Origin of the sequence: Novosphingobium sp. (assembly GCF_031424035.1) — a bacterium.
Taxonomy (GTDB): domain Bacteria; phylum Pseudomonadota; class Alphaproteobacteria; order Sphingomonadales; family Sphingomonadaceae; genus Novosphingobium.
This window is the reverse complement of record NZ_JANPGP010000067.1, coordinates 1-14,000: the sequence shown is the minus strand read 5'-3', so window position 1 is coordinate 14,000 and position 14,000 is coordinate 1. Positions and strand designations below refer to the sequence as shown.

Annotated in this window: 15 protein-coding genes and 2 pseudogenes; 14 read left to right on the top strand and 3 right to left on the bottom strand. The window is 61.7% G+C overall.

Annotated elements, in window-relative coordinates:
• The 10 genes and pseudogenes from RMO89_RS10100 to RMO89_RS10055 all read left to right on the top strand — a co-directional run.
• Nucleotides 1–201, top strand: a pseudogene (locus RMO89_RS10100) (tRNA (guanosine(37)-N1)-methyltransferase TrmD); the annotation flags it as partial.
• A gap of 6 nt (nt 202–207) precedes the next feature.
• Nucleotides 208–585, top strand: a complete 378-nt coding sequence (gene rplS / locus RMO89_RS10095) for a 50S ribosomal protein L19 (RefSeq protein WP_310532891.1) — start codon at nt 208–210, stop codon at nt 583–585.
• 182 nt (nt 586–767) lie between these two features.
• Nucleotides 768–2,153: a DUF418 domain-containing protein gene (locus RMO89_RS10090; protein WP_310532890.1), complete on the top strand. Its 1,386-nt coding sequence runs from the start codon at nt 768–770 to the stop codon at nt 2,151–2,153.
• Entirely contained in the window at nt 2,119–2,721 is a 603-nt protein-coding gene (locus RMO89_RS10085) for a DUF1287 domain-containing protein (protein WP_310532889.1), read from the top strand. Before RMO89_RS10090 ends, RMO89_RS10085 begins: the two co-directional genes overlap by 35 nt.
• Nucleotides 2,722–2,952: 231 nt before the next feature.
• A complete protein-coding gene (locus tag RMO89_RS10080; protein ID WP_310532888.1) occupies nt 2,953–3,978 on the top strand; it encodes an aspartate-semialdehyde dehydrogenase in 1,026 nt (341 codons plus the stop codon).
• 32 nt (nt 3,979–4,010) lie between these two features.
• Entirely contained in the window at nt 4,011–4,583 is a 573-nt protein-coding gene (locus tag RMO89_RS10075; RefSeq protein WP_310532887.1) for a DUF2238 domain-containing protein, read from the top strand.
• Nucleotides 4,584–4,911: 328 nt separating this feature from the next.
• Nucleotides 4,912–5,667, top strand: a complete 756-nt coding sequence (locus RMO89_RS10070; protein ID WP_310532886.1) for an alpha/beta fold hydrolase — start codon at nt 4,912–4,914, stop codon at nt 5,665–5,667.
• Between the two features lie 113 nt (nt 5,668–5,780).
• On the top strand, nt 5,781–7,598 hold the full coding sequence (locus tag RMO89_RS10065; protein WP_310532882.1) for a M2 family metallopeptidase: 1,818 nt from the start codon (nt 5,781–5,783) through the stop codon (nt 7,596–7,598).
• Complete coding sequence (locus RMO89_RS10060; RefSeq protein ID WP_310532880.1) at nt 7,586–7,786, top strand: hypothetical protein; 201 nt, start codon at nt 7,586–7,588, stop codon at nt 7,784–7,786. Before RMO89_RS10065 ends, RMO89_RS10060 begins: the two co-directional genes overlap by 13 nt.
• A 27-nt stretch (nt 7,787–7,813) precedes the next feature.
• Nucleotides 7,814–8,767, top strand: coding sequence for a TonB family protein (locus RMO89_RS10055; RefSeq protein WP_310532879.1), 954 nt, complete (start codon nt 7,814–7,816; stop codon nt 8,765–8,767).
• Nucleotides 8,768–8,802: 35 nt separating this feature from the next.
• Here the strand turns inward: RMO89_RS10055 and RMO89_RS10050 are convergent, their stop codons facing one another.
• Nucleotides 8,803–10,236, bottom strand: coding sequence for an AMP nucleosidase (locus RMO89_RS10050; RefSeq protein ID WP_310532877.1), 1,434 nt, complete (start codon nt 10,234–10,236; stop codon nt 8,803–8,805).
• Nucleotides 10,237–10,323: 87 nt separating this feature from the next.
• Between RMO89_RS10050 and RMO89_RS10045 the strand changes: the two genes are divergently transcribed.
• From RMO89_RS10045 to RMO89_RS10030, 4 genes are all read left to right on the top strand, one after another.
• Nucleotides 10,324–10,479 (top strand): hypothetical protein, encoded by a 156-nt coding sequence (locus tag RMO89_RS10045; protein ID WP_310532876.1) that lies wholly within the window; start codon nt 10,324–10,326, stop codon nt 10,477–10,479.
• A gap of 316 nt (nt 10,480–10,795) precedes the next feature.
• Nucleotides 10,796–11,335, top strand: coding sequence for a pseudouridine synthase (locus RMO89_RS10040; protein WP_310532875.1), 540 nt, complete (start codon nt 10,796–10,798; stop codon nt 11,333–11,335).
• A gap of 40 nt (nt 11,336–11,375) precedes the next feature.
• Nucleotides 11,376–12,614 (top strand): DUF4238 domain-containing protein, encoded by a 1,239-nt coding sequence (locus RMO89_RS10035; RefSeq protein ID WP_310532874.1) that lies wholly within the window; start codon nt 11,376–11,378, stop codon nt 12,612–12,614.
• 104 nt (nt 12,615–12,718) lie between these two features.
• Nucleotides 12,719–13,123 carry a host attachment protein gene (locus RMO89_RS10030; protein ID WP_310532873.1) on the top strand — a complete coding sequence of 135 codons (405 nt, stop codon included), beginning with the start codon at nt 12,719–12,721 and terminating at the stop codon, nt 13,121–13,123.
• 174 nt (nt 13,124–13,297) lie between these two features.
• On the opposite strand, the gene rplI is transcribed toward RMO89_RS10030, so the two are convergent.
• Both rplI and RMO89_RS10020 read right to left on the bottom strand, forming a co-directional pair.
• Nucleotides 13,298–13,909: a 50S ribosomal protein L9 gene (gene rplI, locus RMO89_RS10025; RefSeq protein WP_310532872.1), complete on the bottom strand. Its 612-nt coding sequence runs from the start codon at nt 13,907–13,909 to the stop codon at nt 13,298–13,300.
• Between the two features lie 13 nt (nt 13,910–13,922).
• A pseudogene (locus RMO89_RS10020) lies at nt 13,923–14,000 on the bottom strand (30S ribosomal protein S18); the annotation flags it as partial.

Sequence of the window (14,000 nt, the reverse complement as noted above, 5' to 3'; positions counted from 1 at the left end):
CCGCACTACACCCGGCCTGCCGAGTGGGAAGGACGCACGATCCCCGAAGTGCTGCGATCGGGGGATCATGCGAAGATCGCGGCTTGGCGAAAGTCACAGTCCGAGATCGATACACGGTTACGCAGACCGGATCTTTGGGAGCGTCATGACGACGCTCGGGTCCAGTCTGCCTCTGGCGCGCGGCGTGAAAAGAAGGACTGAGGACCAGTGAACCTGATCCAGCAGATCGAAGCCGAGGAAATCGCGAAGGCGACGTCTGGCGACAAGGTAATTCCCGAATTCCGCCCGGGTGACACCGTGCGCGTCGGTGTGAAGGTTATCGAAGGCGAACGCAGCCGCGTACAGATGTACGAAGGCGTTTGCATTGCCCGTGCCAACAAGGGCATCGGTTCGAACTTCACCGTCCGCAAGATGAGCTTCGGCGAAGGCGTTGAGCGCGTATTCCCGCTCTATTCGCCGAACATCGATTCGATCACCGTCGTCCGCAAGGGCGTGGTGCGTCGTGCCAAGCTTTACTACTTGCGCGGCCGGACCGGCAAGCGCGCGCGTATCGCTGAACGCCGGGATCCGCGCGGCGACGCATAAGTATACGAATCAGCCGCCTTCGGGTGGTTGCACGCTACCCGTAAGGGTCTGGGGGCTCCGACGACGGTCGGGGCCCTTTTTGCTTGTCCTCTGCAAGCAAGCTGCAATGCGCCTGAACGTGTATTGCATTCCTCATACACCCTGTTAGTCTCCGCGGCGGGGAACCGATGGGGAGAAATCCAATGACACAGGGCTTGGCGCTGGCGCCGGTGCGCGGCCGCGATCGTATCGAAGTGCTCGACATGATGCGCGGCTTTGCCATTCTTGGCATTTTCTACATGAACCTGCCGGCGATGATGGGGCCGATGGTCGCCATGTTCGGCAATGTCCGGGCGCTTGGCTGGTCCATGGCCGACCAGAGGGCATGGTTGTTCATGGAAACCTTCCTTGAAGGCACCCAGCGCGGCATGCTGGAATTCCTGTTCGGCGCCGGCCTGATGGTCACCGCGGCCAAGGCGATGGAGCCCGACGGGCCGGTTGCCGTGGCGGACCTCTATATCCGGCGCAACCTGTGGCTGCTGGCCTTCGGTCTGGTCGACCTGTTCCTCCTCGCCTGGATGGGCGACATCCTGCATATCTATGCGCTCTGCGCACTGGCGCTGTTCCCGTTCCGCAAGATGAAGGTGAAGTGGCTGCTGACCCTGGGCCTGCTGTTCGGTGTTGCGCAGTTCATTGGCGGCACGCTCGAATATATTGACCGTTCGCAGACGCAGACGACCTATCAGGCCGCGCAGGTCAAACAGGCCAAGGGCCAGGCGCTGACCAAGCCCGAAACCGAAGCGGTCAAAACCTGGACCGAAAAGCAGAAGAGCATCAACGAAGGTGATCCGATGCTCAAGAAACTGTCCAAGGATGAGGCCAAGGCCCGCGATGGATCGTTCACCGAATATGCCGGGTTCTTCATCTCAACCTATATGATGATCAACGCCAAGGGCGCGCTGCTGTTCGGCATTATCGAAGCCTTTGGCACCATGCTGATCGGCATCTCGCTGTGGAAGCTGGGCTTCCTGCAAGGCAAGCGATCGACCCGTGCCTATGTCTGGGCGCTGGTGCTGGCCTATGGCTTCGGCCTGACCGCGCGCTATGTCGGCGGGCTGGAGCGGATGACCTTCTCGCCGATCCCCAAGACCTTGTGGATGACGCAGGAACTGGCGCGCATCGCGGTCAGCCTTGGCCATGTTGCGCTGATCAATCTGCTGGTGCGCTTTGCCTGGGGCAAGGGCCTGCTCTCGCCGCTGAAGGCGGCCGGGCAGATGGCCTTCTCGCTCTATTTTCTTGAGCAGATCATCGGGATCTGGGTGCTCTATTCGCCGATCGGGATGCACCTGCCGAGCGGGCAGGGCTGGGCCTATGTCATGTGGCAGGCATCGGTGGTGATCGTGCTGCTGCTGATCTTCGCCAATCTGTGGATGCGGGTGTTCCAGTCAGGACCGCTCGAATGGGTCTGGCGCAGCCTTGCCTATGGCCGCAAGCAACCGTTCAGGCGGCCCAAGGCAGCCTTGGCCGCTGTGATCCCGGGTGCAGGAGCAGGTGATGTCATTCGACCGGCGAGACCTCTTAGCCAGTAGCCTCGCGTTCGGCCTTACCGCCTGCGCGCCTGCTGCCGCCGCCGCTCCCCGTCCAGCCAGTCCCCGCGCCGCTGCCCTGATCGCAGCGGCGCGGAGGCAGATCGGCATCACCCGCGCCTATGACCCGGCCTATAGCGTGCTGGCCTTCCCGGGCGGTGACGTACCGCGCACCAAGGGCGTGTGCACCGACGTGGTGATCCGCGCTAACCGTGACGCGCTGAGCCTTGACCTGCAGGCCGAAGTCCACCGTGATATGGCGCGCAAATTCTCCGCCTATCCCCGTCGTTGGGGCTTGCGTCGGCCCGACCGCAATATCGACCACCTCCGCGTGCCCAATCTCGAAGTGTTCTGGGAGCGCGCCGGCGCGCGCCTGCCGCTGGGCGGGTGGCAACCGGGCGACCTGTTCTCCTCTCTGGTGGGGGAACGCCTGCCGCACACCGGAGTCATTTCGGACCGCGTGTCCCCGCTGGGCAACCCAATGGTGATCCACAACATCGGCCGGGGTACGCAGGAGGAGGATATCCTTGCGACCGGGCGCATGACTGGGCGGTTTCGCTGGAAGGTTTAGGGTCGGTTCGTCCCCGCAACGTCATCCTGAACTTGTTTCAGGATCCATTTCGCCTCCCGCCCAGTTTTGTGAATGACATGCGGCAGCACCGTCGCTCTTCTATTGAAGTGGCAGGTTCAGCGGCACGATGGATCCTGAAACGAGTTCAGGATGACGACAGTTGGGGAATCAACCGTGGCGCTCGGCGCTGCCATCCTCTAGGGGCGCAGCAAGACATTTCAGGAGATGAGCATGGGTTACCGGGTAGTCGTCGTCGGCGCGACGGGCAATGTCGGGCGCGAGATGCTCAATATCCTTGCCGAGCGCGAATTCCCCTGCGACGAAATCGCCGCAGTCGCATCCTCCCGCTCGACCGGGGACGAGCTCGAATACGGTGAGACCGGGCGTATGCTCAAGGTCAAGAACCTTGAACATTTCGACTTCACCGGTTGGGATATCGCCCTGTTCGCCGTCGGTTCGGAAGCGACCAAGACCTACGCGCCCAAGGCTGCCGCGGCGGGCTGCGTGGTGATCGACAATAGCTCGCTTTACCGCATGGATCCGGACGTGCCGCTGGTCGTGCCCGAAGTGAATCCCGATGCCATCGACGGCTATACGGCCAAGAACATCATTGCCAATCCCAACTGCTCGACCGCGCAGATGGTCGTTGCGCTGAAACCGCTGCACGATGCCGCGGTGATCAAGCGCGTTGTCGTCGCCACCTACCAGTCGGTCTCCGGCGCGGGCAAGGAAGGCATGGACGAGCTGTTCGAGCAGAGCCGCAACATCTTCGTCGGCGATCCGGCCGTGGCCAAGAAGTTCACCAAGCAGATCGCCTTCAACGTGATCCCGCACATCGACGTTTTCCTTGATGATGGCTCGACCAAGGAAGAATGGAAGATGGTCGCCGAAACCAAGAAGATCATGGGTTCGAAGATCAAGATCACCGCCACCTGCGTACGCGTGCCGGTCTTCGTCGGCCACTCCGAAGCGATCAACATCGAGTTTGAAAAGGAACTCTCGGCCAAGAAGGCGCAGAGCATCTTGCGCGAGGCGCCGGGGATCATGTTGATCGACAAGCGCGAGGACGGCGGATACGTCACCCCCATCGAATGCGTTGGCGATTACGCCACCTTCGTCAGCCGCGTCCGTGAAGACCCGACGGTCGACAGCGGCCTGTCGCTGTGGTGCGTGTCGGATAACCTGCGCAAGGGCGCGGCGCTGAACGCAGTGCAGATCGCGGAACTGCTGGGGCGGCGGCATCTGAAGAAGGGCTGAGGGGTTTGGGGATACCGATTGCCCAGCGTTGGATGATCGCTGCGATTGTTCTCGCAATCCCAGCAAGCGTTATTGGCGCAATCTATCCAGAAAATACCTGGCTTCAGGTTGGTCCTGTTGCGATCTTGTTTGTTCCTGCGATACTCGCGCTTCGGCGCTGGCCGGTCTCTAACGCGTCAGCCTTGTGCTTCACGCTTTTTGTTCTGATACACCTGATCGCGGCTCGGTGGTCTTATAGCTATGTTCCCTATCGGGAGTGGATTGGACAGGCAGTAGAGGTTGGCACGGATCGCAACATGTTCGATCGACTGGTACATTTTCTGTTTGGCCTGCTGGCTATCATGCCGATTACCGAGGTTGGTGTTCGATATGGAGGGCTGAGCAAGCGTGTGTCTTTGACCGGCGCGGTTCTCTTCGTTCTGGCGATAGGCGGGCTTTATGAAATATTCGAATGGAGCCTGACCTTGCTGCTCGCGCCGCAGGATGCAGGGGCATACAACGGCGAGCAGGGTGATATTTTTGACAGTCAGAAAGACATGGCAATGGCTGCTTTGGGCGCAGCGCTTGCTTTATGGCCAGCTACGGGCACATTGACGAAGCATTGAGGGCTGGGTCAGCAAAGCCTAGCCCACCCCCTTTTTCCCAACTTGCTCCAGTTCCGACCGCAAGCTCTGCTCGTCAAACGCGTGTTCCAAAAACTCGCCGCCGCGTTCGACCCAGAACACGAACAGGTGCGCTGACCAGCGGTTGGGGTTGGGTTGCATGCACGCGTGGCGCAGTTCGGTGCCTCGGTAGAGAACGAACTGCGCTAGGCATCGTCTTTCCCATGCGGCCATAATTCGCCAATTGCGCGCAAAGGCAAAAAAACGCGCAGGCTGTTAATCCGCAAGGTGCCGGTGCAGAATTGGCAGGCGGCGAGAAAGGGATGCCATAGTGAGCGCAGTAAATACCGAATTTGTCGAAGGTTTTGGCGGCGCGAAGTTGGCGGTGCACCGGATCGGCGCGGGACGGCCCTTGCTGCTACTGCACGGGCTGTTTTCCAGCGCCGAGGTCAACTGGATCAAGTATGGCCACGCCGCCCAGATCGCCGAGGCCGGGTTCGAGGTGATCATGCCCGATCTGCGCGCCCACGGCCAAAGCGCCGCCCCGCAAGAGCCAGAGGCCTACCCGCATGACGTGCTGGTCACCGATCTTCAGGCAATCGTGCTCGCGCTCGGCCTGTCGGACTACGATCTCGGCGGGTTCTCGCTCGGCGCGCGTACCGCGCTCAAAGGCGTGATCGCCGGGCTGACACCGCGCCGGCTGGTGCTCGGCGGCATGGGGCTGGAAGGGCTGGTCAAGTGGGGCGGGCGCTCGGCCTTCTTCCTCGACGTCATCGCCCGCTACGGCACGATCCCGCGCGATGATCCGGCCTATTTCGCGCAGAACTTCATGCGCTCGATGAAGATCGATCCGGTTGCGGCGAAACTGCTGCTGGAATCGATCGAAGGCGCCGGGATCGAGGATTTCGCCGCCGTGACCATGCCCGCGCTGGTTGTTTGTGGCACTGAGGACCGCGACAATGGCTCGCCGCATGCGCTGGCCGAAGAACTGGCGCAGGGCGTCCTTGCCGAGATTCCCGGAACGCACATGAGCTGCGTGACCAAGCGGGAACTGGGGGTGGAGATCGCGCGTTTCCTTGCCGCGTAACTCGACGAACCGCCCTTGACCTCGCGCCCGTGCGACTTATGCCCGACTTCAAGCCGTTACGGCTGAAACCACCTGAGTCTTTTCGAGGACCTGAGTCTTTTTGAGGATATGCCATGAGGAAATACGTGTCGCAGGCGGCGGTCGCAGCCGTTTTGATCGCCAGCCCCGCATTCGCCCAAAGTTCAAACGGTTCGAACCCCGCTGAAGTCGATGCCTGGGTCAAGTCCGCCGACAAGTCCTTTGCCGACGAAACCGTGAAGGTCGGGCAGGCCGACTGGGTCTATTCGACCTACATCAACGATGACAGCGCCGCCGTTGATGCGCGTGCCAATGCAGAATTTACCAAGCTGCAGGTCACCAACGCAAACAAGGCGGCAGAGCTTGCCAAGGTTCCCGGCCTCTCAGCCGAGACGCAGCGCCTGCTGAACATGTTCCGCACCCAGATCGTCAATCCTGTGCCGTCGAGCGCCGGCGCGGCTGATGAATATGCCGGGCTCGCCGCCAAGCTTTCGGGCATTTACGGCAAGGGCAAGGGCACGCTGAACGGCAAGCCGATCAACGGCAGCGACATCGAAGAGGCCATGGGCACCAGCCGCAACCCGGCCGAGCTCAAGGAAATGTGGCTGTCGTGGAACGATAACGTCGGGAAGCCGATGAAGGCCGATTACGTCCGCATGGTCGAGATCGCCAATGCCGGTGCAAAGGAACTGGGCTACGCCGATCTTGGCTCGCTGTGGCGCTCGAACTACGACATGACGCCCGACGCCTTCGCCGCGACCACCGAGCGCATGTGGAACGAGGTGAAGCCGCTTTACGAGCAGATCCACTGCTACACGCGGCTGAAGCTCAACGAGAAGTACGGCGACAGCGTGCAGGCCAGGACCGGTCCGATCCGCGCCGATCTGCTGGGCAACATGTGGGCGCAGGAATGGGGCAATATCTATGACATCGTCGCGCCCAAGGGTGCCGGTGATGTTGGCTACGATGTCGGCGAACTGCTCAGGGCCAAGGGTTATGACCCGGTCAGGATGGTCAAGGCTGGCGAGGGCTTCTACACCTCACTCGGTCTGCAGGCGCTGCCCGCGAGCTTCTGGGAACGCTCGCAAATCGTCAAGCCGGCGGACCGCGAAGTGATCTGCCACGCATCGGCTTGGAACGTCGACAACAAGGAAGACCTGCGCATCAAGATGTGCACCAAGGTCAATGGTGACGACTTCACGACGATCCACCACGAACTGGGCCACAACTTCTACCAGCGCGCCTACAACGGCCAGCCTTACCGCCTCTACATGGAAGGCGCTAACGACGGCTTCCATGAAGCGATCGGCGATACCATGGCGCTGTCGATCACGCCGGAATACCTCGTCCAGATTGGTCTGCTCGATCAGTCCAAGGTTCCGGGCGCGGACAAGGATACCGGATTGCTGCTGCGTCAGGCGATGGACAAGGTTGCCTTCCTGCCCTTCGGCCTGCTGATCGACCGCTATCGCTGGAAGATCTTCTCGGGCGAAATTCAGCCGGCGGATTACAACACGGCGTGGACCAAGATGCGCCTGCAGTATCAGGGCATCACCCCTCCGGGTGAGCGCGGGCCTGATGCGTTTGACGCGGGCGCAAAGTACCACGTGCCGGCGGTCGTGCCGTATACCCGCTACTTCCTTGCCCGCATCCTGCAGTTCCAGTTCTTCGAGGCAGCCTGCAAGCAGGCCGGCTGGAAGGGCCCGCTGCACCGCTGCTCGTTCTATGGCAACAAGGCGGTTGGCGAAAAGCTCAACGCCATGCTGACCATGGGCGCGTCAAAGCCGTGGCCCGATGCGCTGGAAGCCTTCACCGGCAGCCGCGAGATGAGTGGCAAGTCGATGATCAAGTACTTTGCCCCGCTGACAAAGTACCTGAAGAGCGAAACCAAGGGCCAGAAGTGCGGTTGGTAGACAACGGCGCTGTGGAGAACGGCGATCACTGCGAAGTGATCGCCGGCACTCACAAAGGCAAGGCTGGCGGCGTCCAGGACTGGAAGCTCAGCAAGACCGGCCATGCGACAATCACCGTGCGGCAGGCGAATGGCGAGCGGTTCAAGACGCTTGCCAGGAATGCGGTCAGGATCGAAAAGGCCGGCTGAAATCGACCATCTCTGGGAGTGGCCTGAATGAAACGCGTGATCCCGCTGGTGGCGTGCCTCATGCTGGCCACCCCCGCGCCCGGTCAGTCCCCGGTTGCCTCAACGCCTCAGCCGGAAGCGCAGCCGCCCACCATCGTCGAGGCCGCGCAGTTGAGCCAGCGCCCGCGCTACAGCATGGGGAAGCAGCTGGACGACTTGCCCGAAGCGCTCGCAGCCTCCCGCAAGGGCTGGTCGGGTCGGGCCGTTGCCAGCGCGACGGTGCTGCCCAACGGGGTGTTGAGCGACATCACACTGACGGAACCCACCGGCAACGCCGTGCTTGATGCCGAGATCCTGACCGCGTTGGCGAGCTGGCGGCTGACCTCGCCAGTCGACAAGGCCGGCAACAAGGTGGCGACCCGGGCGAAGTTCCCTTTCATGATCGGTCGCGGGCCGGAGCGGCTGTCTGGCAGCGAAGCCGAAATGCCGCAGGCCGCAAAGCTCGCCTTCCACAATGGCAAGGTGGTGGCCGGCTTCCGCATTGATCCGGCAGGCCTGCCCACCGAAGTAAAGGTCGTGCGCAGCAGCAAGTCGGACCTGCTCGATAATGCGCTCGTGGCAGCCATTGCCGCCTCTCGTTACGAAAAGCCGCTCGATCTTCAGGGGCGGCCAGCCAGTTATTCAGCGCAGGTTACCCAGAACTTCAGCCAGGCCGAGCAGGGCGGGGGCAGCTACCTCACCGGGCTCAAGTCCTATCGCTGCGATACCTTCATCGGCGAGCTGGACTGGTGGACTGCCGCCCATCCAGGGGCCAAAATATCCGAGCTGGAATTCTACAGCTTCATGGGCGGCGTCGCCTTCATTGCCCCGGAAGCGCTTGGCTGGGGCAAGCTGGACAACCTGTCGCTGATCAGACGCCACCCCGCCGCCTGGGCCCATGCAGTCGAGCAATGCCGCAAGGAACCGGGGGCCCGGTTCCTTGAGCAGTACCGCAAGGGTTAGCAGAAAGGCGGCTCGTTGCCCCCGCCGCAGCCGCGTCAGCGGAACGGCGGCTCGTTAAACGCGCGCAGCTTGCGGCTGTGCAGGCGCGGTCCTTCGGCCTTGAGCAGTTCGCAGGCCAGCACGCCGATCTTGAGGTGGCTGGAGATCGTCTCCTCATAGAACCGGTTGGCTTGGCCCGGCAGCTTGATCTCGCCGTGCAGCGGCTTGTCCGACACGCAGAGCAGCGTCCCGTAAGGCACGCGGAAGCGGAAGCCCTGCGCGGCGATGGTCGCGCTTTCCATGTCGATGGCGATCGCCCGGCTCTGGCTGAAACGCATGGCGCTGTCGGTATAGCGCAGCTCCCAATTGCGATCGTCGGTGGTAACAACGGTGCCGGTGCGCATCCGCTTCTTGAGGTTCGCGCCGGTATCGCCGCTGACCTGTTCGGCCGCCGTGGCCAGCGCCACCTGCACTTCGGCGATCGCCGGGATCGGGATTTCCGGCGGCAACACGGCATCGAGCACGTGATCGTCGCGCAGATAGGCATGGGCGAGGACATAGTCGCCGATGCGCTGGGTATCGCGCAGGCCGCCGCAGTGGCCGATCATCAGCCAGGCTTCGGGCCGCAGCACGGCGAGGTGATCGCAGACGGTCTTGGCGTTGCTTGGGCCGACGCCGATGTTGACCAGCGTGATGCCCATGCCGTTCCTGGCGATCAGGTGATAGGCCGGCATCTGGTGCCGCCGCCATGCCGTATCGGAAAGGCGCGCGCGGGCATTGTCGGTCGGCTCGTCGACATAAAGCCCGCCGGCGCCCGACAGCGCGGTATAGTCACCCTTGCCCAGCTGCTGACCGGCCCAGTCCACGAATTCATCGACATAGCGGTGATAATTGGTGAACAGGATGAAGCGCTGGAAATGGTCCACGCTGGTCCCGGTATAGTGCGCCAGTCGGGCGAGGCTGAAATCGGTGCGCAAGCCATCGAACAGGGCCAACGGAATGTCGGCATCGGGAGCGGACAGATCGATCCCGTCGGCCAGCTCATCGCCGATCAGCGCCAGTTCCGCCGAAGGGAAGTGCCGCGCCATGTCCTGCGGGCTGAGGCTACCGAGCACCGAGCTCGCATCGATCACGTAAGGGAAGGGGATTTCCTGTGCCGACCGGGCGACCTCGACCTCGATCTCGTAATCATCGGCGATGATCGAGATCTGTTCGCGCAAGTAATCGGCGAAGAAGGCGGGGCGGGTGACCGTGGTGGAAAATGTGCCGCTGTGGCCCAGCCGGCCAAAGGCGCGGGCGAAGTCGGGGCGGTTCTCTACGCCCGAATAATGGATGCGCAGTTCCGGGTAGCACCAGGCGCGCGTTTCGCGGCGATCTGCGGGGGGGAGGGTGCCGTCGGCGGCGAATGCCTGAATGTCCTGGCGGAGGGTTTCGACGGCGGCTTCGTAAACGCGGACCAATTCCGCGATGGTTTTCTCTATCATGTTCATCTTGGGCCTATAGCGAATCTTCGATGACATTTCAATTGCAACCGGTTTGATTTCGCTGGCCCTGCCACTTGCGCGCAATGCAAGTTGATGAAACACATCCGAAAAGCCGTTCCTGAATTTCTCTCCAAGGGCCGGCCCAGATGCAACAAAGCCGCGCTGGTTGCGCGGCTGTGGAAGGCTGGATCGGCTGGCAACGCACCGGGCGGCGGCGCGGATCTGGGGCGGGTCATGCGGGAAGGATGACAGACTGGGGCCGTGTAGGACAGCGCATTCCTCCCTCGTCATTCCCGCCCCCTCCTTCGTCATTCCCGCCCCCTCCTTCGTCATTCCCGCGCAGGCGGGAACCCATCTCCCAAGCTCGCCCGACACACTGCCGTTGCGGCGAATCACAGCGCCGGAGATGGGTTCCCGCCTGCGCGGGAATTACGAAGGTAGGTGTGGCTCAGCCAACGCAGCACCTCCTCCGCGCCTACCTTTTCTTCTGCGCGCCTCTGCGAGAACCCTTTCAAACACAAAGCCCCACCTTTGACACCCCCCGTCCATGCTGCAAGGAACGCCCATGGCCCTCATCCTGTTCAACAAGCCCTATGGCGTGCTCTGCCAGTTCTCCCCCGAACGCGGCGGCCCACCGCGGCCGACTCTTGCGGATTTTGTCCAGCGACCGGGCGTCTATCCCGCCGGACGGCTCGATACCGACAGCGAGGGGCTGCTGCTGCTCACCGATGACGGCCGTCTGCAATCGCGCATCGCCGATCCGCGCTTCAAGATGGCCAAGACCTACCTCGCGCAGGTCGAAGGCGAGCCGGACGAGGCGGCGCTGGCCTCGCTACGCAAGGGGGTCACGCTCAAGGACGGCCAGACCCTCCCAGCCGAGGCCGAGCGCATCGACGACCCCGCCCTCTGGCCGCGCGACCCGCCGGTGCGCTTCCGCAAGTCGGTGCCCGACTGCTGGATTTCACTCACCATCCGCGAAGGGAAAAACCGGCAGGTCCGGCGCATGACGGCCGCGGTGGGGCATCCGACCCTCCGTCTGGTGCGCTGGCGCGTGGGAGACTGGTCGCTGGACGGCATCGCGCCGGGGGAGTGGCAGGAGGTTTAGAGTGCTTTGACAGACGGGATTGGCAAGTCGAACGCGAAGTTTGCAGGGCAAAATCCACGCCAAGCTGTGGCGCGTAACCGCCGCGCACACTACTTCGGCACCAATGGCAAGCAACAAGAACCAGCACTTTGTCCCGAAGACGTACCTTCGCCCATTTGGGAATCAAGATCAGCGGTCGATCAATCTTTATGCTCTGGAGACTGGACGCTGCATTGAAGGTGCGTCCATTAAGAAGCAGTGCTCCCGAAATTACTTCTATGGGAGCGAGCCCGTTTTCGAAGATTTTATCCAATTTTTCGAAGGTCGGTACGGCCAAGCCATGGGTCGCTTGCAGCAGTTGGAGATAATGGCATCGGACATCGGGGCAATGTTCGACTTCTTTGTCCTTCAGTACCTTCGAACACCACATCAGCTATCGCAGCGGAAGGAAGTGTTTGAAGCATTTCGCAATACCAAGATCGGCGGAAAACCGCTCCGTGACGTTCATGCGGAAGCTATGAAGCCTATCGACGATCAGCGGGAAATGCAGGAACAAATCTACATCGCGGCAAAGGCTGCGAATATGCTCCACGATCTGCGACCGGTATTTCTCATCAATCGCACGAAGGTGCCATTTGTCACCTCAGATAATCCCGCTTGCGTGACCAACCGCCTCTACACACAGCGCTATCAAGACCAGACTTCTGGTCTTATTCAATCGGGGACTGCAATCTTCCTGCCGCTAACGTCACGCCTCGCTTTCATGGGTTACGACGAAGACGTGTTTCAACCCTTCGGCAAAGGCATTGAGCACCATGTCTCGAATGAACGGGATGTTGACCGGATCAATGAGCTTCAGGCCCAACTCGCGACTCAGACACTCTACTTTACTGAGTGGACGGACCGAGAATATGTAGAGCGCCTTGCCGAACGCTGTGCCAAGATGCGACGGGACAATTGGGCTTTCATTTGGACTGCAATTCTCGATGGAGATGACGGCGAGTTCGAGAGGTTTCGCACTGTCACCGAAGCCGATGCAGAGAGCACGGCTACCCGGATCACCGCCGTCTCAATGTACAACGCGGCACCTTCTACGTGGCCGAGCTTCTTGAAGTTCAAGCTCCGTCCGCGCGGGTACACGACCGGATCGGCAGTTGGCTTTGTGCGTGAGGCACACACTGAAGCTAAGGGCCGCAAACGGTTTAGGTGTGTTGTGCTCCCTCTCTCGATCCCGGTTAATCAGCAGCCGCAGAACCGGCACGTCATCTACATGCGAAAGGATCAGACGGAGCGGCGATAGCGTTGGCAAGGTTAGGCCTGATGGATTGCCAGTCTATGCCCGGCCATGAGGCCATTTCGTCCGCTCAGGCGTTACGCATAGGACGAGCCTCAAAAGGAACCCCCATGAAGATACCCAAAAGCGCGATAGTCGCAGTCGCTGACGGCGAACTGTTGAACCTGTATCGCAACGATGGCGAGGAATCGGCGCCGAAGCTGACAGCCATGCCCGATGTGGCGATCTCGATGGACAACAAGGGATCGGGCGGCCGGCATCACAGCAGTTCGGCCAATCCTTCGGAAAGCCAGCTGGACGAAGACAGCTTTGCGGCTGGCACTGCCGAGATGCTCAACAAGCGCGTGCTTGACGGTGAGATCGAAGCTCTCATCGTCGTTGCAGCTCCCCGTACGCTCGGCGAACTGCGCAAGCATTATCACAAGGCCCTATCAGCCGTGCTGGTTGGCGAGATATCGAAGGATCTTACCGGCCATTCGGTCGCCGATGTGCAAAGCACCATCGCCGCGGCCTGAGTTAGGCTGGTGAGGGCTGCCGGCGGGAACCTGTCGGTCCTGCCCTGCTATCCGCAACGAAAAAGGGGCGCTCCCTGCGGAGCGCCCCCAATTTCTATCTCCGCGCCCCCGCGTAGGCGGGGGCCTCGGGCGGCGAAGTGATCCGTTGCCGGAGGTCCCCGCCTGCGCGGGGAATCAGGCTTCGTCGCCGCCTTCGTTCGCAGCTTCTTCGATCATGTCGGCCGGGATTTCGCCCGGTTCGGCATTGGGGTCGAAAGCTTCGGTAAAGCCGGTCGGAGCCGCTTCGTCTTCGAACATCTGCTTGAGGACGTCGACGCCCTGGGCCTGCTGTTCGGCTTCGTCCGGCGAACGGGCGACGTTGACCTTGACCAGGACCGACACTTCAGGGTGCAGGGCAACCTTGACGTCGTAGACACCGATGGTCTTGATCGGGCGTTCCAGCACGACCATCGACTTGGTGACCTTGGCGCCATCGGCGACGAGGGCATCAACGATGTCACGCACCGAGACTGAGCCGTAAAGCTGGCCGGCGTTCGACGAAGCGCGGATCAGGATGACCGAGCGGCCTTCGACGTTACCCGATTCAGCCTGAGCCACGGTGCGGCGTTCGGCGTTGTCGGATTCGATCCTGGCGCGGTTGGCTTCGAAGACCTTGCGGTTGGCTTCGTTGGCGCGCAGGGCCTTCTTGTTGGGCAGCAGGAAGTTGCGGGCATAGCCGTCCTTCACGGTGACTACGTCGCCGATGGCGCCCAGCTTCTCGACGCGTTCGAGGAGGATGATTTCCATGTCGTCTCTCCCTTTACTTCACGAGGTAGGGCAGAAGGCCCAGGTGGCGGGCGCGCTTGATGGCCTGGCCCAGTTCACGCTGCTTCTTTGC

What these genes read in the sequence shown, in the direction of transcription:
- RMO89_RS10090 (WP_310532890.1), top strand. Translation starts at nt 768, where the DNA reads ATGACACAGGGCTTGGCGCTGGCGCCGGTGCGCGGCCGCGATCGTATC.
- RMO89_RS10085 (WP_310532889.1), top strand. Translation starts at nt 2,119, where the DNA reads ATGTCATTCGACCGGCGAGACCTCTTAGCCAGTAGCCTCGCGTTCGGC.
- RMO89_RS10080 (WP_310532888.1), top strand. Translation starts at nt 2,953, where the DNA reads ATGGGTTACCGGGTAGTCGTCGTCGGCGCGACGGGCAATGTCGGGCGC.
- RMO89_RS10075 (WP_310532887.1), top strand. Translation starts at nt 4,011, where the DNA reads ATGATCGCTGCGATTGTTCTCGCAATCCCAGCAAGCGTTATTGGCGCA.
- RMO89_RS10065 (WP_310532882.1), top strand. Translation starts at nt 5,781, where the DNA reads ATGAGGAAATACGTGTCGCAGGCGGCGGTCGCAGCCGTTTTGATCGCC.
- RMO89_RS10055 (WP_310532879.1), top strand. Translation starts at nt 7,814, where the DNA reads ATGAAACGCGTGATCCCGCTGGTGGCGTGCCTCATGCTGGCCACCCCC.
- RMO89_RS10050 (WP_310532877.1), bottom strand. Translation starts at nt 10,236, where the DNA reads ATGAACATGATAGAGAAAACCATCGCGGAATTGGTCCGCGTTTACGAA.
- RMO89_RS10045 (WP_310532876.1), top strand. Translation starts at nt 10,324, where the DNA reads ATGAAACACATCCGAAAAGCCGTTCCTGAATTTCTCTCCAAGGGCCGG.
- RMO89_RS10040 (WP_310532875.1), top strand. Translation starts at nt 10,796, where the DNA reads ATGGCCCTCATCCTGTTCAACAAGCCCTATGGCGTGCTCTGCCAGTTC.
- RMO89_RS10030 (WP_310532873.1), top strand. Translation starts at nt 12,719, where the DNA reads ATGAAGATACCCAAAAGCGCGATAGTCGCAGTCGCTGACGGCGAACTG.
- rplI (WP_310532872.1), bottom strand. Translation starts at nt 13,909, where the DNA reads ATGGAAATCATCCTCCTCGAACGCGTCGAGAAGCTGGGCGCCATCGGC.